Raw genomic sequence first — 23443 nt, 5'->3', positions numbered from 1 at the left:
GGGGGAAGGAGAGCGTGGTGCGGACTGGGGAACCGGCGGGTGATGGCTGGAAAGCCGTCAGGCGCCGAGCTCGCTGTCGATGAGGGCGAACAGCTCGTCGGTGGTGGCGGTGTCGAGTGCGTCGCCCGCGCTGGTCTCGCCGCCCGCGAGGGTCTTGTGCACGGCGGAGACCATGGCCTGCAGGCGGGCCAGCACGCGGGCCCGGTCGATCTGCTCGGCGTCGAGCCCCGCGGTGAGGGCCTCCAGCCGGTCCAGCTCGACCTCCAACGGCACCTCGGTGGGGGCGTCGCAGAGGTGGGTCGCCAGGTGGTCGGCCAGGGCCTTGGGGTTGACGTGGTCGAAGGCGACGGTGGCGGGCAGCTTGAGGCCGGTCGCGGCGCCGAGCCGGTTGCGCAGGTCGACGGCGGTGACCGAGTCGAAGCCGAGTTCCTTGAACGCGCGGGTCGGTTCGACGGCGGACGCGCCGTCGTAGCCTGCGACGGCGGCGACCTGGCCGCGGACCAGGTCCAGCAGGGTCCGCTGCTGCTCGGGCGGGGTGCGCCCGGCGAGCTTGCCGCGCAGGTCGCCCGCGTCGGCGCTGTCGGTCTCCGGCGCCTCGTCGGCAGCCACCTCGGGCAGAGCGCGCAGCAGCGGACGCGGCCGGGCGAGCTGGTAGACCGGGGCGAACGCGGCCCAGTCGACGTCGGCGACGACCAGGTGCGCCTCGTCGTGGTCGATTGCCTGGCCCAGTGCGCGGACGGCCAGCTCGGGGGCCATCTCGGCGAGGCCCATGCGGTTGAGCATGGCGCTCGCCTCGGCGTCGACCATGCCGCCGCCACCCCAGGCGCCCCAGGCCACGGCGGTCGCGGGGCGCCCGGCGGCGCGGCGACGGCGGACCAGGGCGTCGAGGTAGGCGTTGCCCGCGGCGTAGGCGGGGCGGCCGGAGCTGCCCCAGACGGCGGCGCCCGAGGACATCAGGACGAACGCGTCCAGGTCGGCACCCAGCAGTTCGTCCAGCAGCGCGGCGCCGACGACCTTGGCGCGGGTGGCGGCGGCGAACTCCGCCGCGGTGACCTCGGCCAGCGGCGACTCGGCGGTGAGCACCCCGGCCGCGTGCACGACGGCGGTCGGCGGGTGCTCCGACAGCAAGGACTTCAGCGCCTGCTCGTCGGCGACATCGCAGGCCGCGACGGTGACGCGGGTGCCCACCTTGGCCAGCTCGTCCACCAGTTCGCGAGCGCCGTCGGCGTCGAGACCACGGCGGCTGGTGAGCACGAGGTGCTCGGCGCCGCGCTCGGCCAGCCAGCGGGCGACATGCCCACCGACCGCGCCGGTACCGCCGGTGACCAGTACGGTTCCGCGCGGCCGCCACGGTTCGACCGCCGTGTCCGGGCGCGGGGCGTGGACCATGCGCTTGCCGAACACCCCGGACGGCCGGATCGCCACCTGGTCCTCACTGTCCACACCGGACAGCACGGCGGCCAGCCTGGCCACCTCGTCGGGTGCGGCGGTGTCGCCGAGGTCGACCAGGCCGCCCCAGGTGCCGGGCCGGTCCAGGGCCGCGATCGTGCCAAGGCCCCAGACCGCGCCCGCGTCGGGGTCGGCGGCGGAGAACGGGTCGACGGCGACCGCGCCCCGGGTGACGACCCAGGCGGGGACGCCGAGTCCGGTGTCGGCCAGGGACTGGAGCAGGGTGATGGTCGCGGCGACCGGGGTGCCGAGCGCGGGGCCCAGCGGGTGTTCGCGGGTGTCGAGGGCCAGCAGCGAGAGCACGCCGTCGAAGGAGCCCGACGCGGCGGCGCCCGCGAGGAGGCCGGAGAGGGCGGACCGCTCGACCGGGGTCTCGGCGGTGACCGTGACGATGTCGCCCTGGTCGGCGAGCGCGTCTGCCAGGTCCGCGGCGGCGGGGACGTCGGACGGGACGACGACCAGCCAGCGGCCGGTCAGGCCGGAGGCGGGCACGCCGGTGAGCGGGACCCAGGAGACGCGGTAACGCCACGAGTCCACGGTGGACAGTTCGGTGCCCTGTCGGTGCCAGGCCGCCAGCGCGGGCACGACCTCGGCCAGTGGCGCGGCCTCCACGCCCAACCGGACGGCGAGCGCGTCCACGTCACCCTCAGCCACGTCCTGCCAGAAAGCCTGGTCGGTTGCGGCGGCCTCGGACAACACGGCCAGCTGGTCGGCGCCCTCGTCGTCGAGCCAGAAACGCTTGTGCTGGAACGGGTACGTGGGCAGCTCGACCGGGCGGGCACCCGGGACCAGCGCGGCCCAGTCGGCGGCCCCGCCGCGCACGTGCAGCTCGGCCAGCGAGGTGGCGAACCGGGGCAGGTCGCCCTCCGCGCGGCGCAGGGTGCCGACGACCACGCCGGTGTGGCCGCCATCGTCGAGCGTCTCCTGGATGCTCATGTTCAGCACCGGGTGCGGGCTGATCTCGACGAACCGGGTGTAGCCCGCCGCCGCGAGGCGCGCGACGACCGGCGCGAAGCGGACCGTGCGGCGCAGGTTGTCGAACCAGTAGCGGGCGTCGACCGTGTCCGCGCCGATCGGTTCCTCGTTCACCGTCGAGGTCATGGCGACCGCGCCTGCCTGCGGCGTGATCGGACCGAGGTCGGCGAACAGGCGGTCGGCGAGGTGCTCGACGTGCGCGGAGTGCGAGGCGTAGTCCACCGGGACCCGCTTGGCCCGTAAGCCCTCCTCGACCAACTGGTCACGCAGTTCGTCGAGCGCGTCCCCGTCGCCGGAGAGCACGGCGGAGGACGCGCCGTTGTCGGCGGCGATCGAGATCCGACCGTCCCATGCGGACAGTCGCTTGGCCAGTTCGGTCGCGGGCAGGCCCGCTGCGAGCATGCCGCCACCCAGACCGCCGAGCTTCTCGCCGATCGCCTTGCTGCGTAGGGCGACCACGCGCGCACCGTCCTGGAGGGACAGGGATCCGGCGACGGTGGCGGCGGCGATCTCGCCCTGCGAGTGGCCGATCACCATGTCCGGCTCGACGCCGTGCGCGCGCCAGACCTCGGCCAGCGACACCATGACCGCCCACAGCATCGGCTGCACGACGTCGACCCGGTCCTCGGGCGGGGTGCCCGGCTCGCCGTGCAGGACGGCGAGGACGGACCAGTCGGTGAACTCGCGCAGCGCGGCGTCGCACTCGGCCATGCGCGCGGCGAACACCGGCGACTGGGTGAGCAGTCGGGTCGCCATGCCGGTCCACTGCGAGCCCTGGCCGGGGAAGACGAACACGGTCTTGCCGCGCGTGTCGGCGGTGCCGGTGACCACGTCCGGGCGCGACCCACCGGCGGCCAGCTCGCGCAGTGCGGCGGCGGCCTGGTCGCGGTCCTGGGCGATCACGACGGCACGCTGGTCGAAGCGGCTGCGGCCGGTGGCAAGCGTGTGCGCGATGTCGGGCAGGGGGTCGGCCGAGCCCTCGATGTGCGCGGCGATCCGACCGGCGGCGTCCGCCAGCGCGGCGACGGTCTTGGCAGAGATCACCAACGGGCCGACCACGGACTCGATGGCCTCGGGTTCTTCGGTTTCCGGCGCCTGTTCGAGGATCACGTGCGCGTTGGTGCCGCTCACGCCGAACGACGAGACGGCGCCGCGCCGAGGCCGGTCCACCGCAGGCCAGTCACGGGACTCGGCCAGCAGCTCGACCGCGCCTGCCGACCAGTCCACGTGCGACGACGGGGTGCCCAGGTGCAGGGTCTTGGGCAGCCGGGCGTGCCGCAGCGCCTGGATCATCTTGATCACGCCCGCGACCCCGGCGGCGGCCTGCGGGTGGCCCATGTTGGACTTGATCGAACCGAGCAGCAGCGGCACGCCCGCGGTGCGGGTGCCGTAGGTCTCCAGCAATGACTGTGCCTCGATCGGGTCGCCCAGCGCGGTGCCGGTGCCGTGCGCCTCCACCGCGTCCACATCGGACACCGTGAGCCCGGCGTCGGCCAGCGCGGCCTCGATCACCCGGACCTGGGACGGGCCGTTGGGGGCGGAGAAGCCGTTGCTGGCACCGTCCTGGTTGACCGCAGAACCGCGCACGACCGCCAGGATCCGGTGGCCGTTGCGCTGGGCGTCGGACAGGCGCTCCAGCACCAGCACGCCGACGCCCTCGGCCCACGAGGTGCCGTCGGCGTCGTCGGAGAAGGACTTGCTGCGCCCGTCGGCGGCCAGGCCGCGGCGGCTGCAGAAGTCGATGAACATCTCGGGCGTGCCCATCACCGCGACACCGCCCGCCAGCGCGAGGGTGCAGTCGCCGCGGCGCAGGGCCTGGGCGGCGAGGTGCAGGGCGACCAGGGAGGACGAGCAGGCGGTGTCGACGGAGATCGACGGGCCCTCCAGGCCGAGCGTGTAGGAGACCTGGCCGGAGACGAGGCTGCCGTCCGGGCTGCCGCCGCTGTAGTCGTGGTACATGACGCCCGCGTAGACGCCGGTCGGGCTGCCCTTGAGCGAGCGCGGGTCGATCCCGGCGCGCTCGACGGCCTCCCAGGACGCCTCCAGCAGGATCCGCTGCTGCGGGTCGGCCCGGCGGGCGTCGCGCGGGCTGATGCCGAAGAACTCGGCGTCGAAACCGGCCGCGTCGTAGAGGAAGCCGCCGTGCCGGGTGTAGGTCTTGCCGGGCCGCTCCGGGGTCGGGTCGTAGACGCCCTCGACGTCCCAGCCGCGGTCGGCCGGGAACTCGCCGATCACGTCCCGGCCCTCGTCGACCAGCCGCCACAGCTCGTCCGGGGTGGCGGCACCGCCTGGGTAGCGGCAGCTCATGCCGACCACGGCGATCGGCTCGGTGTCCCTGGCCTCCAGCTCGCGCAGCCTGCGCCGGGCCTGCTGCAGATCGGTGGTGGCGCGCTTCAGGTAGTCGCGAAGCCTGTCCTCGTTGCCCATGGCGTTCCCGTTCATGCCGTGCCCAATTCGTCGTCCAGCAGGGCGAAAAGCTCGTCGTCGGTAGCGCTGCCCACATCTGTCTGCTGCTCGGTATTGCCGTCTGTCCATTTGCGAACGAGCGCGTCGAGCCGGGCCGTGACCTTGGCGGTTGATCCGTTGAGCGACCCGGTGACCTGGGCGAGCAGGACCTCCAGGCGGTCGATCTGGGCCAGCACCGGATCGGCCGCGCCGCCGACGGCACCGAGCAGCTCGTGCAGCCTGCGGGCCAGCGCGGCGGGCGTGGGGTGGTCGAACACGACGGTCGCGGTCAGCTTCAGACCGGTCAGCGCGCCCAGGTGGTTGCGCAGCTCGACGGCCGTGAGCGAGTCGAAACCCATCTCCTGGAAGGCCCGGTCCGGCTCGACGACCGCGGCCGACGCGAACCCGAGCACGGCCGCGACCTGCTCGGCGACCACGTCCAGCAGGTAGGGCTCACGGGCCTGCGTGGGCAGCGCGGCGAGCCGGGCGGCGACCGCGCCGTCAGGCCGCCCGGCCGCCCGCCGCGGCGCCGCAGTCCGGACCAGACCGCGCAGTGCCTGCGGCAGGTCGGTCCGGGCGCGCAGCGCGGCGAGATCGAGGGTCATCGGCGTCAGCACCGGCTCGCTGCTGACGAGCGACACGTCGAGCAGCCGCAACGCGTCCGCGGTGGCCATGGGCGGGGTGCCCAGGCGCCTGAGCCTGCGCCGGTCGGCGTCGTCGAGCTCGCCCGCCATGCCGCCGTCCTCGGCCCAGGCGCCCCAGCCGAGCGAGGTGGCCGGGAGGCCGTTGGCGCGGCGGTGGCGGGCCAGTTCGTCGAGGAAGCCGTTGGCGGCGGCGTAGGCGGCTTGTCCGGCGGCGAGGATGGTGCTCGCGGCGGAGGAGAACAGGACGAAGGCGGCGAGGTCGTGGTCCCGGGTGGCCTCGTGCAGGTGCCAGGCGCCGTCGACCTTGGGGGCGAACACCCGGTCGACCTCCGTGTCGGTGAGCGACTCGACCCGGCCGCCGGAGGGCACGCCCGCCGCGTGGATCACGGCGGTGAGCCGCGTGTCGGCGACGAGGGCGCGGACCGAGTCGGCGTCGGTGACGTCGCAGGCCGCGACGGTGACGTCCGCGCCCAGGTCGGTGAGTTCGTCGCGCAGGGCCTGGGCCCCGGGGGCGTCGATGCCACGACGGCCGGCGAGGAGGAGGTGCCGGACGCCGTGCTCGGTCACGAGGTGACGCGCGACGACGGCGCCCAGGCCACCGGTACCGCCGGTGATAAGGACGGTGCCGTCGGGATTCCAGTTCAGGTCACCCTCGGCGGCCTGCGCGGGACGCAGGCGGGGGACGTAGGCGCGGCCTTCGCGGACCGCGACCTCGGGTTCGCCGGTGGCCAGGCCCGGAGCGGGGTCGTCGTCGGTGTCGACCAGCACGAACCGGCCCGGGTTCTCCGCCTCGGCGGCCCGCACCAGGCCCCACACGGCGATCACCGAGGGGTCGACGTCCTCCCCGGCGACGGAGACCGCCCGGCGGGTGATCACGGCGAGCCGGGGGCCGTCGGGCTCGGCGAGCGCGTCCTGGATGGCGGCGAGCACCTGTCCGGCGGCCGCGCGGGCCGCACCCGGCACCGGTCCGTCCTGAGTGGACACCGCAAACCTGCGGAGGTCGGCGGTGGCGTCGGTGCCGGTCGCGGGTTCCCAGTTCAGGGTGAACAGGGAGTCGCGGCGGGCGGCCAGCTTGTCGGCGGTCAGCGGGCGGGCGGCGAGTTCGGCGACGGTGAGCACGGGGGCGCCGGTGTTGTCGGCGATCCGGAGCGAGATCGTGTCCGGGCCGGTGGGCGACACCCGCACGCGGACCGAGCCCGCGCCCGACGCGTGCGTGCTGACGCCGGAGAAGGAGAAGGGCAGCATGGGCGCGGCCTCGCCTGCTGTGTCGTTTTCGGACGCCGGGCCGAGCAGGTTGGCGTGCATGGCGGCGTCGAACAGGGCCGGGTGCAGGCCGTAGTCGCGGGCCTCGGCGCCGTCCGGCAGGGCCACCTCGGCGAACACGTCCTCGCCCGCCCGCCACATCGCGCGCAGGCCCTGGAAGGCGGGGCCGTAGTCGTAGCCGAGCTCGGCGAGCAGCTCGTACGGGTCGCCCAGCGGGACCTCGGCGGCACCGGCGGGCGGCCACTCGGCGAAGTCGAAGTCGGCCTCCGCTCCCCCGCCCAGGAAGCCGCTCGCGTGCCGGGTCCAGATGTCCCCGGTGCGGGAGTGGATGGCAAAGGGGCGGCGGCCATCGTCCTCGGCCTCCACGCTGATTTGCACCGACGCGCCCTCGGCCAGCACCAGCGGGGCTTCCAGCGTGAGTTCGTCGACGCCCGCGCAGCCTGCCTCCTCGGCGGCGCGGCGGGCGAGTTCGACGAACGCGGTGCCCGGCAGCAGTACCGATCCGAGCACCACGTGATCGGCGACCCACGGCACGGTCGCGGCGGAGAGCCTGCCGGTCAGCACAAGCGTGTCGGCATCCGGCACACGCACGACGGCGCTGAGCATCGGGTGATCGGCCGGGAGCTGGCCGTGGCCGGAGGCGTCGCCGGACGTGGTGATGGCGGGGAGCCAGTAGTGGTCGCGGCGGAACGCGTAGGTGGGCAGGGCGACGCGGCGGGCGCCCGGGTAGAAGGCCGCCCAGTCGACGGGGACGCCGCGTGCGTGCAGGGCGGCGAGGGCGGCGACGACGGTCGGGGCTTCCTCGCGGTCCTTGCGCAGGGCCGGGATGAACGCGACCTCGCAGTCCTCGGTGTCCAGCGCGGCCCGACCGGCTGCGGTGAGCACCGCGCTCGGGCCGATCTCCACGAACGTCCGGACCTCGTCGGCGACCAGCGCGCGCAGCCCCTCGTCGAACCGGACGGCCGACCGGACCTGGCGCACCCAGTACTCCGGGTCGGTCATGTCCACGCCCGGGGCGACCGTGGACACGATCGGGATCTCCGGCCGCCGGTAGGTGAGCTTGCGCGCGATCACCTCGAACTCGGCCAGCATCGGCTCCATCAGCGGCGAGTGGAACGCGTGCGACACTCGCAGCCGCGAGGTCTGGCGGCCGGTGAACTGCTCGACCACCGCCTGCACGGCCTCCTCGGTCCCGGACACCACCACCGAGTCGGGGCCGTTGATCGCCGCGATGCCCACGCCGTCGGTGAGCAGCGGCGTCACCTCGGCCTCGGTCGCGCGGACCGCCACCATCGCGCCGCCGGTCGGCAGGGCCTGCATGAGCCGGGCACGGGAGGCCACCAGCAGGCTCGCGTCGTCCAGCGACAGCACACCGGCGACATGCGCGGCCGCGATCTCGCCGATCGAGTGCCCGAGCAGGCAGTCCGGCCGCACGCCCCAGGACTCCAGCAGCCGGAACAGCGCCACCTCGATCGCGAAGATCGCGGGCTGCGTGGTCCCGGTCTGCTCCAGCGCTTCCGCGTCGTCGAAATCCAACGGCTCGTCCAGGTGCGGCGCGAGTGCCGCGCACACCTTCGCGAACTCCTCGGCGAACACCGGGTACGCGGCCGCCAGGCCCGCTCCCATGCCCGCGCGCTGGGCGCCCTGGCCGGTGAACAGGAACGCCGTGCGTCCGATCCCCCGCCGGTCCCGCACCAGGTTCGCCGCGTCGGCGTCCTCCGCCAATGCCGCCAGACCGGCGCGCAGCTCGGTCTCGTCGGCGCCCACGACCACGGCGCGGTAGTCGTGCTGCGACCGGGTCGTGACCAGCGACAGAGCGATGTCCGCGGCCGATCCGTCCACTGTGGAATAAAGCAGCGCGCGAGCCTGCGCGGCCAAGGCGTCCGGCGCGTCTGCCGACAACGCCCACGCGGCCACCGGCACGGTCCCGGAAGCCTGCTCCGCCTCGATCGGCTCGGCCTGCTCGATGATCACGTGCGCGTTGGTGCCGCTGATGCCGAACGACGACACCGCCGCCCGGCGCGGCCGGTCCACCTCGGGCCACGGCCGCGCCTCGGTCAGCAGTTCGACCGCGCCCGCCGACCAGTCCACGTGCGGCGAGGGCGTGTCCACGTGCAGCGTCCTTGGCATGACCCCGTGCCGGATGGCCTGCACGACCTTGATCACGCCGCCGACCCCGGCGGCGGCCTGCGTGTGCCCGATGTTCGACTTCAACGACCCCAGCCGCAGCGGCTCGACGCGGTCCTGCCCGTAGGTGGCCAGCAGGGCCTGTGCCTCGATCGGGTCGCCCAGTCTGGTGCCGGTGCCGTGCCCCTCGACCAGGTCGACATCGGCGGTGGTCAGCCCGGCCACCGCCAGCGCCTTGCGAATCACCCGCTGCTGTGCTGGTCCATTCGGGACGGTCAGGCCGCTGGACGCGCCGTCGGAGTTCACCGCGCCGGAGCGGACGATCGCGAGCACCTCGTGGCCGAGTCGATGCGCGTCGGAGAGCTTCTCGACGACCAGCACGCCCGCGCCCTCACCCCAGCCGGTGCCGTCGGCGGCGCCCGCGAAAGCCTTGCAGCGGCCGTCGTCGGACAGGCCGCGCTGCTCGCTGAAGTAGACGAAGGTGTCCGGGGTGGCCATCACGGTCACGCCGCCGACCAGGGCCATCGTGCAGTCGCCGCGGCGCAGCGCCTGCGCTGCCCAGTGCAGGGCGACCAAAGAGGACGAACAGGCGGTGTCCACCGAGACCGCCGGGCCCTCCAGGCCGAGCGCGTAGGCGACCCGGCCGGACACCAGGTTCCCGGCGGCCGCGTGGCCCGCGTAGTCGTGGTACATGACGCCCGCGAACACGCCGGTCGCGCTGCCGCGCAACGACTCCGGCACGATCCCGGCGCGTTCCAGCGCGGTCCACGCGGTCTCCAGCAGCAGCCGCTGCTGGGCGTCCATGGCCAGGGCCTCGCGCGGGGAGATGCCGAAGAACAGCGGGTCGAACTCGGCGGCGTCGTGCAGGAACCCGCCCTCGCGGGTGTTCGTGCTGCCCGGCCGTTCGAGCGTCGGGTCGTAGAGGGAGTCCAGCGCCCAGCCGCGGTCGGTGGGGAACGTGCTGACGGCGTCGGTGCCGGTGGCGACCAGGTCCCAGAGGTCCTCCGGGGAGCGCACCCCGCCCGGGTAGCGGCAGGCCATGCCGACGATGGCGATCGGCTCGGTGTCGCGCTGCCGTTCCCGCCGCAACGCCAGTTTGGCCTCACGCAGGTCGGTGGTCGCACGCTTGAGATAGTCGAGCAGCTTCTGCTCGTTCTCGGCGTTCGGATTCCCGGTACTCACGTAATCGACCACCTAACCGCGGAAGGGGTGGAACGTGTCACGCCGAAAACGCTACCTAGGGCTGATAAGCCGCCCCACCCCTAACGCGGGAGGGACGGCCCCACAATCGCCCACCCCGATCACCGTGCGAGTTCGGCCACCACCGCGCGTGGCGCGGGCAATGCCTCGATCTCACCACGCAGCACGGCCGCCGCGTCCCGGACGGTCTCACCGAGAAGCTCGGTCATGTGCTCGACACCCACGAATCCGGCGCCGGAACCGGCGATCCGGGCGGCGAAGGCGTTGTCGGCGAGGGAAAGCTGCGGGAGTCCATAGGAGACGGCCGCGTGCGCCAGGGCGACATCGCCGTCATGCACGACGGCGGCGCAGGTGGGCAGCAGCGCGGCGGGCGGGGCAGCGTCGACGATCTTCACATTGGCGGGCACGGTGATCCCGTCCGGCAACCGCTCCGGGTCGGCCGCACACACGACCTCGGCCGGGACCTCACCGATTGCCGCGAAAGCGGCCGTGAGCGGCTCGGGATCCCCTACGGACAGCAGCACACGCGCGCGCCGGGTCTTGCGCCGCAACCAGTCCGGCACCTCCGCGGGCCCGAAGTGCGGCACATGCCGGACAGCCCGCACACCCTCGCCGCCGCGCAGCGAGACGGGCACGGTGTCCAGCGTGATGTCCGCGTCGAACTCGTTGTCCCCCAGCACATCCGACGCGCCCAGGAACCGGACCGACTTCGCCCCGACAGCCCGTGCCGCCTGGACTCCGGCAGCGGCCTGCCCGTCCGCGACCACCACATCCGGCCGCCACAGCTCGGCGAACTCCACCAACGCCGTGGACTCCGACAACGAGCCTGCGTCACCGTCCTCCAGCTCGACGGCGACACAACCGGTGTCCAGGATGTCCCCGACGAAGGCGGACCGCCCGGCCACCTTCACGTCATGCCCCGCGACGCGCAACGCGAAAGCGAGCGGGACCAGGTTGCGCAAACGCGTGGGCGACGGGGGAACGGCCAGCAAGACGCGCATGGGAAACACTCCAGAAAGAGACCGGGCCGACCCGGTGCGGAATGGCCTCGTTCGAGGCTATCCACACCGGATCGGCCCGCACACCCCTATCGGTCGGGGTACTGCCTCGGCGCGTATCCGGGTCTATTGACCGGGCGCGCGCACTGCCTCCATCGGGCTGAGCCGCATGGCCAGCCGCGCGGACAGCGCGGTGACCGGCCAGACGATCAGCAGGATCGCCAGCACCACACCGAGGAACACCCAGACCGGTCCGGACGGGATGATCTCCCCGGTCGAGATCGCCATCGGCAGCACGGTGAACAGCGAGATCGCCGTGCCCAGCGCCAACCCGGTGACGCCGACGATGCCGCCCTCGACCATCAGCATCCGGCGCACCTGGCCGCGCGAGGCGCCCGCCAGCCGCTGCGCGCCGAACTCCCGGCGCCTGGCCAGCACGGCCACCGCGATGGTGTTCACCGCGGCGATCGCGGCATAGGCGATGGCCAGCACCGCCAGCAGGTAGTTGATCATCGCCTCGACATCGGCGCTGGCCTGGAAGTCCTGGGTCAGCGCGGCCGAGTCGCCGACGGTCACCCCGGGCCAGGCGGCGGCCTTGGCGGCGATCGCCGGGCCCACGTCGTCCGGGTCGCCGGAGGTCTTGACCAGCAGCTGGCCGGGCATGCCCGCGGTGCTGTGCGCGGCGAGCAGGTCGGCGGGCAGCACCATGCTGGCGTAGCTGGACGGGCTGTCCAGCAGCGCCACCACGGTCACCCGCGCCTGCGCGCCGTCGCCGAGCCGCATGGTGACCTGGTCGCCGAGCTTGATCTCCAGGTCGTCCGCGATGGCCTCGGGCAACGCCACCGTCTCGCCGGTCAGGCCCTTGAGCGAGCCCTGGGTGACCTCGGTGGCCAGCACGGTGCCGCCCTGGTCCTCGGCGGCCACGCCGAACAGCCGGAGCGGGTCGCTGCCGTTGCCGTCGTAGGGCTGCTCGATCCAGCCGGAGCTGACCACCAGCGGGGACACCGTGGCCACGCCCGGCGTCTGGCGCACCGCGTCCACCAAGTCCGGCCCGATGCCGCCCGCGGTGGTGTCCACCACGACATCGGCCTTGAGCTGGTCGGCGTAGGCGGAGATCTGCGCGGACTGCGCGGTGGTCTCGGCGTAGATGTTGCCCAGGGCGACCGCGCTGGCCAGCGTGATCGGGGTCAGCGCGGCGGCGAAGGCGACCGCGCGGGCCCGGGTGTTGATCACGGCCAGGGTGGCGTCCCGGCCTGCCAGGCCGCGGATGAACGGGCCGAACCGGTCGGCCACGAAGGTCATGACCTCCGGGGCCAGCAGCGCCACCGCGATCGCGCCGGTCAGCACGGCCGGGCCGCCGATGGCCGACGCGGTGTCCGCGGGCATGAACATCGTCGTGCCCGCGAGCAGCACGGTGGCGATGCCGAACAGGCCAGCGCCGGTGCGCCGCAACGGGTTCACCTTCGGGTTCGGGATCGATGCCTCGGCCAGCGCCTGGATCGGTCGCGACCGGGCCGCGGCCAGCGCGGAGAACCAGGCGGCGGCCAGCGTGATCCCCAGGGTGACCAGGATGCCCGCGGCGAACGCGATGATGTCCTGTTGGAACACCAGCTCCTCGGGCACAATGCCGATCGACGCGCTGGTGTCGAAGATCGCGTTGCCGAGCAGCACGCCCAGCACCGCGCCGAACAACGCGGCGGCGGCACCGACGGCCATGGTCTCGGCGACCACCATCCGGTGCACCTGCTTCGGCGTGGCACCGGTGGCCCGCAGCAACGCCAACTCCTGCTGCCGCTGCCGCACGGTGAGGCTGATCGTGGCGGACACGACCAATGCCATGACCACAAGGACCATGCCGCCGAAGACGGCCGCGAGCAGGATCAGCGGCAGCACGCTGGCCGTCACGCCGTGGAACTCGGCCGAGCCGCGGTCGTCACCGGTCAGCGCGGTGACCCCGGGGACCTGCGCGGCGATCCGCTCGGCCAGCCCCTCGGCGTCGACGCCGTCGGCGGGGAACACGCCCGCCAGGTCGACCTCGCCCTTGTGGGTGGCGAACTGCTGCGCGTCCGCGGGCGAGAAGAAGAACGCGGGCGCGTCCACCTGCCGCGCGGGCGTGGCGACACCGGTGACCGCGAACGTCTCCTTGCGACCGTCCACCGCCAGCTCGACCTGACCGCCCGGACCCACACCGGCGGCCTCGGCCGACGACGGGTCGAGCACGACCTGGCCGGAGCTACGCGGCTCGCCGCCCGCGACGGTGTAGCCGCCGAGCGCGGCGGACTCCCAGCCGTGCCCGGTGAGGGTGGGCACGCCGGTGCTCACCTGCTTGCCGTCACGCAGCAGCACGACCGGGAACGACACGTCCCCGACCACCCCGCGCACGCCCTCCACCTCGCGGATCCTGGCCAGCTGGTCGGCGGTCAGCCGCGCGCGCTCGGCGAACGGCACGACCTCGGACTCCTCGTCCGGCAGCTTGAACCCCGCGGACCCGCCGACGACCACCGGCGCGGACGCCAGCCGTTGCGGGTGCGCCTGGGCGACGATCGCGGTCTCGAACAGCCCCGCGCAGGCGATCAGCAGCCCGCACCCGATCAGCACCGCGACGAACGACGCCAGCGACGCCGCCGCGCGGTACCGCAGGCTGGACAGCGCCAGCCCGAGGATCACCCGCCGTGAGTTCACCGCTGCCCCCGTGCCCGCTTGGCCTTGGCCTGCTCGCCGAGGTGCGCCAGGGTCGCGGCGACCTGCTCCACGCCGGGCGAGTTCAGCTGGTTGACGATCTGGCCGTCGACCAGGAACAGCACGCTGTCGGCGAAGGAGGCGGCGACCGGGTCGTGGGTGACCATGACGATGGTCTGGCCCGCGCTGACCAGCTCGCGCATGAGCGTGAGCACCTCCAGCGCGGTGTTGGTGTCCAACGCGCCGGTCGGCTCGTCGGCGAACACCACGGAGGGCCGGGTGGCCAGCGCGCGGGCGATCGCCACGCGCTGCTGCTGGCCGCCGGACAGCTCGGCGGGCCGGTGGTGCACGCGCTCGGTCAGCCCGACCCGGTTGATCACCTGGTTCACCCAGGCCTGGTCGGGCTCGCGGCCCGCGAGCAGCGTCGGCAGGTTGACGTTCTGCTCGACGGTGAGCGCGGGCATCAAGTTGAAGGACTGGAACACGAACGCCACGTGCTGCCTGCGCAGCTCGGTCAGCGCCGTCTCGTCCTTGCCTGCCAGGTCGGTGCCGACCAGGGTGACCCGGCCGGAGGTGGGCGTGTCGAGACCCGCCGCGCAGTGCAGCAGGGTGCTCTTGCCGGAGCCGGACGGGCCCATCACGGCGGTGAAGCTGCCCGCCGGGAAGGTGATCGAGACGCCGCCCAGCGCCTCCACCGCGCTCGGGCCGGAGCCGTAGGTCTTGCGCACCGCGTCCAGCTGGACGGGCGACTGTACGGGGGTGGTCACGGGCACCTCGTTCACCTGGTCCCTTCCCCGCGCCGCGATGACCCGAAGTACCACCAGGCCAGCAGCACGACACCGCCGATGCCGACCGTCCACAGCCAGAACGGCGACTTCACGGACATGCTGATCAGGCTCATGAGCAGCCAGATCACGAATTGGACGCCGCTGACGATCGCCCACACGATCGTCACCACGCGACGGGCGAGGCCGCTGGACGAGCGGCTCTGTTCGGCGCTCTCCTGCATGGAGGCCCCCCATACTCGGCTCGGGTGGAGCGGGACGGATTAATTGTGCAAGTCTTGCACAGTTTACCCGATCCGGACCCGCCCGGTAAACCACCCCCGTACGGGTTCAGGGGGTACCCCTGCTCCGCATCCGGCGGTCCCGGTGCCGGGCGCCCCAGACACCCGCGCCGAGCAGGGCGCAGCTCATCAGCACCCACACCAGCCACTCGGGGTCCCACTGGCCGCCGATCAGGCCGATGGACAGCCAGATCAGGAAGTTCACCAGCCCCGCGACCAAGCAAAGCCCGCCGACGTAGGCGGGCGCAGCCTCCAGAACGGGTGGGATCAGGTCCACCCGCCCCACCACGGCCACCCGCAGCTCCGCGTGCGACCCCGCCACCCGCACCCGCGCCAGCCTGCGCGCGGCCTCGGTGCGGTCGTACTCGCCGTGCGAGCGCGCGTGCGCGATCTCGCCCGCGGCCAGCTCCCGGTCGAGCTCCGTCACCCGCCCCAGGCCGAATCGGTTGGTCTTACCCACACCCACTCGCCCCCAACGTCGATCAGTGCAAGACTTACACAGTTTACTGCCCGCGACCTCGGAGCGAAAGATGCCGACCGAACCAGACCCCCGGGACTTCCCCGAACTGCCCCCCGGCCTGGCCCCAGCCTGGATCGACACCCCGAGGCCCCGGCGCGGCCCGAAACCCGCGCACACCGTCCCCGGCATCGTCGCCGCCGCCGTCACCATCGCCGACACCGACGGCCTGGCCGCCGCGTCCCTGCCCAACATCGCCGCCGCGCTCGGCCTGACCACGAACGCGCTGTACCGGTACATCGGGTCCAAAGAGGAACTACTGGTCCTCCTGGCCGACGCCGGTTTCGGCCCCCCGCCCGCCGCGCTGGAGGGGTCCTCCTGGCGCCCGGCCGTGCGCGCCTGGTCGCGGGCGGCACTCGGCCGCTACCGGGGTCGCCCGTGGCTGCTGGACATCCCGTTCCGCGGCGATCCGGTGACACCCAATCGGCTGGGCTGGACGGAGTTGTTGCTGTCCGTGCTACCCGACCTGAGCGGCCCCGACGCCTTGCGCTGCGCGTCGCTGATCTCCGACGTCACAAGGGCGACGGCCGAACGGCAGCGGTCGTTCGCGGACCCGGACTCGGTGGACTCGCCGGACCGGGCGGCGGACATCCGCGCGTTCCTGCGCCCACTGCTGGTGGAACGCGGATACGCGCTCGTGGCCAGCCTCACCGCCGCGACCGGTTTCCCGGCGGCGGACGAGGACTACGGCCTGGAACGCGTGCTGGACGGCATCGCCACCCGCCTGCCCTGAAGATCGCTCACGCGGGTGGTATCACTGGCCTGAACGAGTGACGCCTCACTCACCCGGGGTAACGCGCCTGTCGACGCCATCGAATGCCTCTCGGTCAACCGAAACCACGGGAGGCGCCGTGAGGTTCGAGGACGTGGCCACCGCATCCGTCGACCAGGTGGCCGAGATGCTGACCCGCCGAGCCACCAACACCATCGACCACACCACCGACATCGTCGCGGACACCGTCCACCAACTGATCACCCAACGCCTGTCCCCCACCGCCACCGGCAGGCGACTCCTGGCCCGACTCGCCCAGGACCCGACCGACCGCGCGAACCGGACCCGACTCGCCGAAATGCTCACCGACGAGGCCGACAGCGACCCCCACTTCGGCGACACACTGGGTCGGTTCGCCGCCCAGGCGGGAATCCTCCCCCGGCCGACGCACAACTCGTCCGGCGACATCCACCACCTGCACGCCGACCACGGCACGATCCGGATCCGGCAACGCAAGTTCCACATCGGCCACTTCGAGTTCAACACCGGCGGCCTGATCGCCCTCATCGCCATCCCCCTCGTCCTCGCGGGCGGCACCACCGCATTCGTCGCGGGCACCATGAACACCGCCGACCTCTCCTCCGCCGTCGGCACCTGGACCCAACAACCCGGCGCCCAGATGATCTCCGGCTTCTCGATCGGCCCGATGAACCTGACCATCGCCGCCGATGGCGCGTTCACTTTCTCGATGCAAGCGAAAATGAACATCCCGAACGCAGGCACCGGCCCCTCCGCCCCACCCCCGGGCTTCGGCGACTTCAGCCTCGACTGCACGGGAACGGCGTCAGCAGACGGAGACCACTTCACCTTCCGCACCACGAGTGGGTTTTGCGGCACATTCGAGGCGAAACTCGCGCCCGATGGGAAGCTGCTCGACCTCTTCATCGACAACGGTTCCGTGGACGGCTCGGTCGCTCTCCGCAAGGTCCAATGACAATCACCGACCCACTATGGCGATCGCTCGTAGGGCGAAGGGAAACTCGTGGCTCGCGCGAAGACCGGCCTGTTTCTTCCTGTGCTGGCCACGGCCGGCCTGGTGGCCTACTTTGGCGTGGACACAGTCGTGAGCGCGGTAACCGATGCGTTCGATGGTTCCGACCCGGTACTCCTTGAATACGACGGCCACCGCCTCCTTGTCGGTCGTGACGGCGTGACCAAGGCCAAGCAGTGCAGTGCGCAAGTCGCTCTCGACACCCGGCAGTGCGGCGACGTGAAGGTGGTGGTCATCGACGCGGCCAGGATGCCCTTCATCGCCCGCAACATCCAGCTCGCCTGGGGCGACGGCATCACCTCGATCCTGACGCGCAACTCCGCCAAGCAGCCTACGAACCGTGCCGCGGCGTGCGGCTCCTTCGTCCCCAAACATGGCGGAAGTTGCGACGAGTACGCCTTCGCTACCACGGACGAAGGCGGGTCCGGCGCCCGCACCGAGGAGGTTCCCCTGCGCGAGCAACGGTGCCAGGGCGGGGCGATCACAGCAGGCTACGCCAAGGCGAAGATCGGCCAAGGGGACAGTTTCCTGGTAGTCATCTCGAACCCGGACAAGGTCGCCACCGGACCGTTCGGGGGTTCGGACGTCGCCGCAGAGCGGGTGGAACAATGTGCGCTGTGAATCGCTACGCCTGGGCAGACACGGCTTTCGACCTGGCCTGGACACTGGCCGTCGTCGCAGGCCGGACGGCTCGCGATGTGCTGGCTGCCTATGGGGCCGCCGAGGGGTGCCAGGCGGAGTGGTTGACGTTCCAGGCCGCGATGGATGAACGCAATGAGCACTTGGACGAACTCGGGCTCTTGCAGCTCAAGGAGCATGGCGAGCATCTACTGGTCGTCGAGCCGAATGGGTGGATCGGAAACGGCCCGGAGGTTGCCCGAAAGCTGTCCGGCCCGCAGGGGTTCTTCCTGTCCGTCTACTGGAGTGCCAACGGTGACCACCAGATCGTCCAGGCTCAGGACGGACAGCTCACCGCGCGTTTCGACCCGACGTTCATTGGTCGGCCTGCGGGGGCGAACGACATGATCCCCGGATGGGTGGAACCGGACGACTTCCTGCTCGAACACCTGAGATCCGCCAGCCTCCTCGCCATCGAACGCGTGACCGGCGTGGGCTTCGAGGACGCCTGGCTGAACGAGCCACTAATGACCTATCGCCTCCCCTATTCGGGCGACTGACCACTCAGGAGATGACCCGGCCCCCGCGTCGTGTGCGCGCGGGGGCCGGGGAGTGGGCACCGAGCTCGGATCGCCATGGCCACTCGTCGATGGGCCCGGTCATGGCAGGCCGCATCGCGTCCGGTCGGCGTGTGGCGTAGGAGTATGGGTGTGGTGACCGCAGTGGTGTTCGACGTAGGTGAGACGTTGCTGGACGATTCCCGCGAATGGGGTGCGTGGGCCGACTGGATCGGGGTCCCACGACACACGTTCTCGGCGGTCCTCGGAGCCGTCACCGCTGCCGGGCGGGACAACGCGGAAACGTTCCAGTATTTCAGGCCCGGCTTCGATGTGGCTACCGAACGCCTGCTCCGCGAGGACGCCGGGCTGGGCGAGCGAATCGAGGAGGCGGACCTCTATCCCGATGTCCGCCCCGCCCTGACCGCGTTGCGTGAGCGCGGCGTGTGGATCGGGATCGCCGGGAACCAGACCGCCCGCGCCGCGACGCTCCTGCGGGAACTCGGCCTACCCGCGGACGACCTCGCCACCTCCGGTGAGTGGGGAGTCGCCAAACCGTCCGGCGACTTCTTCGCGCGGGTGGCGGACATGGTGCCCGACGGTCCCGCCAAGACGGTGTATGTGGGGGATCACCGGGACAACGACGTCGTGCCCGCCAAGGCGGCGGGTTTCAAGACGGCATTGATCCGCCGGGGGCCGTGGGGGCACCTATGGGCAGACGATCCCGTCGTGCGCCGCGACGCGGACTGGGTCATCGAATCCCTTCACGAACTGCCCGACCTGTTGTGCGCGTGATCTACAGAGCACCGATCTCGCTCTTGTTCGAGCAGGGTGACCACAAGGCCCGGCTCCCGCATAGGCAACGCGGGGGCCGGGTTGGGGCTTAGTTCTGGCTGTTGAGCCATTCGTCGATGCCGCGATGGATGAAAGCAATGAGCACTTGGACGAACTCGGGCTCCTGCAGCTCAAGGAGCACGGCGAGCCCGGACCCACTCCTCGCTCTCGTCCGGGCCAATGACCACTCTGGCCATGACCCGGCCCCCGCGTAGTGTGCGCGCGGGGGCCGGGGAATGGCACTCAGTCCACATTGCGCTGCTCGCGTTCTGATCGGGATTCCGCGACGCGACGACACTTCCACGAATAGCCCCTGCCCAACCGACGATGAGCCTTCTATGCCGCGAGCCCCAGTACCTGCCGCGCCCGGTCGTTGAACGTCGCGACCTCGGGTGTCGTCGCGAAGGGCGCCAGCCGGTGTTGGAGGTCGCGGACCGTCTCGATGGCGCGCCAGGAGTTCACCGAGCCCGCGAGGTCGACGACGGTCAAGGCACGCGCCGCCGCCGTCTCCACGTCGTTCCGTTCAAGCGCGCCGACCGCGAGGGCCGCATGGCTGAGCGCGCCGCGTCGGGCCCGGCCCTGCGAGTCGGCGGCGGATGCCGACTCGGCGGCGAAACGTTCGCTTTCGGCAGGCATGCGCAGGTCGCGAAAAGTGTGCGCCAATTCTCCGAAGACATAGGGGAGGTCGATGAATCTTGCCCATTCGGGTTCGTTATCGGACTCGACCTGCCCGAAGACCTCTTCCGCCTTCACCGCCGACGACAATGCCGCCCGAGAATCGCCCAGCGAAGCGTGCGCGCGTGATTCGAGAACGCACAGGTCGGCAAAGCAGGCAGGCGAGTCGGCAATGGTGATGCCCGATCGGCCCGCACGCGCGAGGTTCAGTGCCTCGTCGTGGTGGCCGAGCAGGTTCGCCTGATCGGACATTCCCGCCAGGACGTGCGCACCGAGCACCGAGTTGCCCGACGCCTCGGCAAGCCGGAGGGCCTGGATCAGATACCGCTGGGCCAAGCCGTGCTGCCCGTCGTCATACGCCATCCAGCCGACCAGGTATGCCTGCTCAGCGGCGGACTCGTGGATCGCGCGCTGGACGGGTTCCGGGTGCTGTTTCCTGGTCAACGGCATGACATAGCTGTTCATGTACTCGATCAGTGCCGTCCGCGCGTGCCCGCCGCCACGCATGACGTCCATCTCCTGGAACAGGGCGAACATCTCTCGAATACCCGCCACCTGCCTCATCCCGACAGCACGCGGCCCACGTTCGTCCGCCGTCTCCTCAAGAGTCGAAATCAGCCAGTTCCGACTCGGCGCGGCCAACGCCGCCAACACGAACGGTGCCCTGACCACGCTTCGTCGACCGACATCGGCCTGGCCCAACTCGGCGATCGTCTCGACGGTACCGGCGGGACTCGACTGGTAGGCAAGGGAACGGGCAGCAAGTGAGTGCTCGTCGGACATGCCGAACTCACCCGGCCGCACCGGGCGGCCCAACTTCTCCGACAGCGCTTGGGCCAGCAGCTCCGGCACCGGCGGGCGCGGCTTCTCACCACGTCGCACCCACCGGTGGACGGCTGTGTAGTCATACCGAAGCGCCAGCCCCAGATCGGCACCGAGATCGTTGATCCGACGCGCGATGCCCGCCCACGAACATCGAGTACGCCCATTGGCCTCGATGATCAACGCTCCGAGAGCCTCGTTCGGCTCGCCCACGATCATCCTCCGTTCACCCGCCACCGCCATGTCCGGACCAGCTGCCTCAGGCCGCGAGACCCAGGAGGTGCCGCGCCCGGTCATTGAAGGTCGCGACCTCCGGGATCGACGCGAAGGGCGCCAGCCGCTGCCGCAGGTCGCGCACCGCGTCGATGGTGCGCGACGAGTTCACCGAGCTCGCGAGGTCGACGGCGCTCAAGGCATGCGCCGCCGCAGTCTCCACGTCGTTGCTGTCCAGCGCGCTCCGCGCGAGCGCGGCATGGCCGAAGGCGCTGCGTCGAGCGCGGCCTTGGGATCCGGACATCGCCACCGACTCACCGGCGAACCGTTCGACGTCGGCGGGCGAACGCAGGTCGCGGAAGGCGTGCGCCGCCTCCCCGAGGATGTATGGCAGATCGATGAACCTCGCCCATTCCGGTTCGTTCTCCGGAACGATACGACCGAGCATCTCCTCCGCCTTCGCCACCGCCGAAGCCGCCGCGCGGGAATTACTCAATGCGGCGTGCGCACGGGATTCGAGCACCCGCAGTCTGGCGACGCACGCCGCCGAGTCGACACCGGCGATGCCGGACTTTCCGGCGCGCGCGAGATGCAGTGCCTCGTCGTGATGGCCGAGCGAGTTCGCCAGATCGGACAACCCTGCCAGGACATGCGCACCGAGCACGGGATTGCCCGAGGCGTCCGCGAGGCGAAGTGCCTGGATCAGATACCGTTGCGCCAGACCGTGCTGCCCGTCGTCATAGGCCATCCACCCGACCAGATACGCCTGCTCGGCAGCCGCCTCATAGACCGCCCGCCGCACCGGCTCCGGGTGTCGTTCGCGGGTCAACGGCATCACATAGCTGTTCATGTACTCGATCAGCGCCGTCCGCGCGTGCCCGCCACCACGCATCACGTCCATCTCCTGAAACAGGGCGAACATCTCCCGAATACCCGCCACCTGCCTCATACCCACAGCACGCGGCCCACGCTCATCCACCGTCTCCGCAAGAGTCGAAATCAACCAGTTCCGACTCGGAGCGGCCAGCGCGGCAAGCACGAACGGAGCTTTGACCACGCTCCGGCGACCGATATCGGCCCGCCCCAGCTCGACAATCGTCTCGACAGTACCGGCGGGACTCGCCTGATAGCCGAGCGAGCGCGCGGCAAGCGATTCCTCGTCGGACATTCCGAACTCGGCAGGCCGCACGGTCCGCCCCAGCTTCTCGGACAAAGCACGAGCCAGGAGGGCGGGCACGGGCGGGCGCGGTTTCTCGCCGCGTTTCACCCAACGGTGGACGGCCGTGTAGTCGTAGCGGAGCGCCAACCCCAGGTCGGCACCGAGATCGTTGACCCGACGCGCGAGACCGGCCCAGGAACAGCGCGCACGCTCGGCCGCCTCGGCGATCAAGTCGGCCAGGGCCTTGTTCGGTTCGCTCACGACCAGTCTCCGTCCTACCCTCGCCACCATCATGCCCAGGCACGGGTGCCCGCGACACCCGCCGTCGCACCATGGTGCGACACACACTTCACATGGGTGCGCACATGGTGCGACAGACAGGACGGGCGCGATTGGCTGTCGCCATGGTCACGAGCGATTCGGGGAGCGCTACACCCGCCTGTCCCGAGGCGCGTTCCACCGCACCCGGCCACACCTGTCCGCCACCGTCGCCTACGAACTCGTCACGGCCATCCACCACACCCCTTGACCACAGGAGTCGCCCATGCCCACGTCTCGTGCTGTCGCTCTCGGGTTGATGCTTCGGCAACTGCGGGAGGAGAGGAACTACTCCATGCGGGCGTTCGCGGCCCGGATCGAGCGGGATTGTCCGACGCTTCTGCGGTGGGAGATCGGGGAGCGGGTGCCGAGGCCCGAGCAGGTGTCGCACGTCCTTGCCCATCTCGATGTCCGGGGTGAGCGGTTCCGCCGGATCATGGACCTGTGCGGAAACGTGCGCGATCCGTGCTGGATCGCGACCACGTCGGCGGAACACGCCCTTCAGCGCGACGCCTATCGAGTGCTGGAGGGCGTCGCGGAACAGGTCGTCGAGGTTTCGGCGCGGGTTGTTCCGCCGCTGTTGCGTACTCGGGCGATAGCGACGGCGATCGCTCATTCAGGGGAGGTTCGTAGCGATCAGGTCGAAGCCCATCTTGCCGATCTGCGTGATCGGCAGCGTGCCACTCGGTCCGGCCAGACAGTGCTGACCGCGTTCGTGGGGGCAGCCGCGCTCGTGCGGCCCATCGGGACTGCGGATATGTTCCGGGACCAGCTCGAACACCTGTTGATCCTCAGCAAGCATCCTCGCGTCGATCTGCGCGTCCTCCCGAAGGAGATCGGTTGGCAGGCCGATCTCCACCAACCTTTCACCCTCGCGCGCAGCCGGTACGCGACGGTGGCCGTGCAGCGGTCCCGACTGTCGGCCATCTGGTTGGACCGGGTGGAGGAAATCAGGAACCTCACCAAACGACATCGCGCTGATGGAGACGAAAGCGCTCTCCCGCGACGACACCATTGCCCACATCACCCAGGCCATGCGCCACAGCACCGATCTCGCTCTTGTTCGAGCAGGGTGACCACAAGGCCCGGCTCCCGCGTAGGCAACGCGGGGGCCGGGGAGG

The 23443-nt window shown here is 71.5% G+C and carries 14 protein-coding genes and 1 pseudogene; 6 read left to right on the top strand and 9 right to left on the bottom strand.

What is annotated here, in order from left to right:
* Positions 1–57 precede the first annotated feature (57 nt).
* From C503_RS0106220 to C503_RS44335, 7 genes are all read right to left on the bottom strand, one after another.
* Positions 58–4821 (bottom strand): type I polyketide synthase, encoded by a 4764-nt coding sequence (locus C503_RS0106220; RefSeq protein WP_425393505.1) that lies wholly within the window; start codon positions 4819–4821, stop codon positions 58–60.
* Positions 4822–4862: 41 nt separating this feature from the next.
* A complete protein-coding gene (locus C503_RS0106215) occupies positions 4863–10097 on the bottom strand; it encodes a type I polyketide synthase (protein ID WP_018681329.1) in 5235 nt (1744 codons plus the stop codon).
* 107 nt (positions 10098–10204) lie between these two features.
* Positions 10205–11104: a nucleotide disphospho-sugar-binding domain-containing protein gene (locus tag C503_RS0106210; protein WP_018681328.1), complete on the bottom strand. Its 900-nt coding sequence runs from the start codon at positions 11102–11104 to the stop codon at positions 10205–10207.
* 123 nt (positions 11105–11227) lie between these two features.
* Positions 11228–13783, bottom strand: a complete 2556-nt coding sequence (locus C503_RS0106205) for an ABC transporter permease (RefSeq protein WP_156893007.1) — start codon at positions 13781–13783, stop codon at positions 11228–11230.
* Positions 13780–14547: an ABC transporter ATP-binding protein gene (locus C503_RS0106200; RefSeq protein ID WP_033400303.1), complete on the bottom strand. Its 768-nt coding sequence runs from the start codon at positions 14545–14547 to the stop codon at positions 13780–13782. The genes C503_RS0106205 and C503_RS0106200 overlap by 4 nt, the downstream gene beginning before the upstream one ends.
* 11 nt (positions 14548–14558) lie before the next feature.
* Positions 14559–14789: a hypothetical protein gene (locus C503_RS47730; RefSeq protein ID WP_018681325.1), complete on the bottom strand. Its 231-nt coding sequence runs from the start codon at positions 14787–14789 to the stop codon at positions 14559–14561.
* A gap of 106 nt (positions 14790–14895) precedes the next feature.
* Entirely contained in the window at positions 14896–15306 is a 411-nt protein-coding gene (locus C503_RS44335; RefSeq protein ID WP_211222325.1) for a hypothetical protein, read from the bottom strand.
* Between the two features lie 70 nt (positions 15307–15376).
* Between C503_RS44335 and C503_RS0106185 the strand changes: the two genes are divergently transcribed.
* The 5 genes from C503_RS0106185 (at position 15377) to C503_RS0106165 (ending at position 19096) form a co-directional block, all read left to right on the top strand.
* Positions 15377–16096 (top strand): TetR/AcrR family transcriptional regulator, encoded by a 720-nt coding sequence (locus C503_RS0106185; protein WP_018681323.1) that lies wholly within the window; start codon positions 15377–15379, stop codon positions 16094–16096.
* A gap of 118 nt (positions 16097–16214) precedes the next feature.
* The gene (locus C503_RS0106180; RefSeq protein ID WP_018681322.1) at positions 16215–17069 is read left to right on the top strand and encodes a hypothetical protein; all 855 of its coding nucleotides are present in this window, start codon (positions 16215–16217) and stop codon (positions 17067–17069) included.
* Between the two features lie 48 nt (positions 17070–17117).
* Positions 17118–17747 carry a NucA/NucB deoxyribonuclease domain-containing protein gene (locus C503_RS0106175; RefSeq protein ID WP_018681321.1) on the top strand — a complete coding sequence of 210 codons (630 nt, stop codon included), beginning with the start codon at positions 17118–17120 and terminating at the stop codon, positions 17745–17747.
* Positions 17744–18304 (top strand): DUF6461 domain-containing protein, encoded by a 561-nt coding sequence (locus C503_RS0106170; RefSeq protein WP_018681320.1) that lies wholly within the window; start codon positions 17744–17746, stop codon positions 18302–18304. The genes C503_RS0106175 and C503_RS0106170 overlap by 4 nt, the downstream gene beginning before the upstream one ends.
* Before the next feature lie 150 nt (positions 18305–18454).
* The gene (locus tag C503_RS0106165; RefSeq protein WP_026316010.1) at positions 18455–19096 is read left to right on the top strand and encodes an HAD family hydrolase; all 642 of its coding nucleotides are present in this window, start codon (positions 18455–18457) and stop codon (positions 19094–19096) included.
* A 375-nt stretch (positions 19097–19471) separates the two neighbouring features.
* Here the strand turns inward: C503_RS0106165 and C503_RS38215 are convergent, their stop codons facing one another.
* Both C503_RS38215 and C503_RS0106150 read right to left on the bottom strand, forming a co-directional pair.
* Positions 19472–20851 carry an NsdA family TPR-like regulatory protein gene (locus tag C503_RS38215; RefSeq protein WP_245572412.1) on the bottom strand — a complete coding sequence of 460 codons (1380 nt, stop codon included), beginning with the start codon at positions 20849–20851 and terminating at the stop codon, positions 19472–19474.
* A 40-nt stretch (positions 20852–20891) separates the two neighbouring features.
* Positions 20892–22265, bottom strand: coding sequence for an NsdA family TPR-like regulatory protein (locus C503_RS0106150; protein WP_018681316.1), 1374 nt, complete (start codon positions 22263–22265; stop codon positions 20892–20894).
* Positions 22266–22548: 283 nt separating this feature from the next.
* Between C503_RS0106150 and C503_RS48820 the strand changes: the two are divergent.
* A pseudogene (locus tag C503_RS48820) lies at positions 22549–23238 on the top strand (Scr1 family TA system antitoxin-like transcriptional regulator); the annotation flags it as partial.
* Positions 23239–23443: the final 205 nt, after the last annotated feature.

The sequence above is a fragment of the Actinokineospora enzanensis DSM 44649 genome, assembly GCF_000374445.1.
Lineage (GTDB): Bacteria > Actinomycetota > Actinomycetes > Mycobacteriales > Pseudonocardiaceae > Actinokineospora > Actinokineospora enzanensis.
Note: the sequence above shows the minus strand (reverse complement) of the source record. Positions and strands in the feature narration are given on the sequence as shown.

Excerpts from the sequence above, each read along its gene's own strand:
- C503_RS0106210 (WP_018681328.1), bottom strand. The coding sequence starts at position 11,104 with ATGCGCGTCTTGCTGGCCGTTCCCCCGTCGCCCACGCGTTTGCGCAAC.
- C503_RS47730 (WP_018681325.1), bottom strand. The coding sequence starts at position 14,789 with ATGCAGGAGAGCGCCGAACAGAGCCGCTCGTCCAGCGGCCTCGCCCGT.
- C503_RS0106185 (WP_018681323.1), top strand. The coding sequence starts at position 15,377 with ATGCCGACCGAACCAGACCCCCGGGACTTCCCCGAACTGCCCCCCGGC.
- C503_RS38215 (WP_245572412.1), bottom strand. The coding sequence starts at position 20,851 with ATGATCGTGGGCGAGCCGAACGAGGCTCTCGGAGCGTTGATCATCGAG.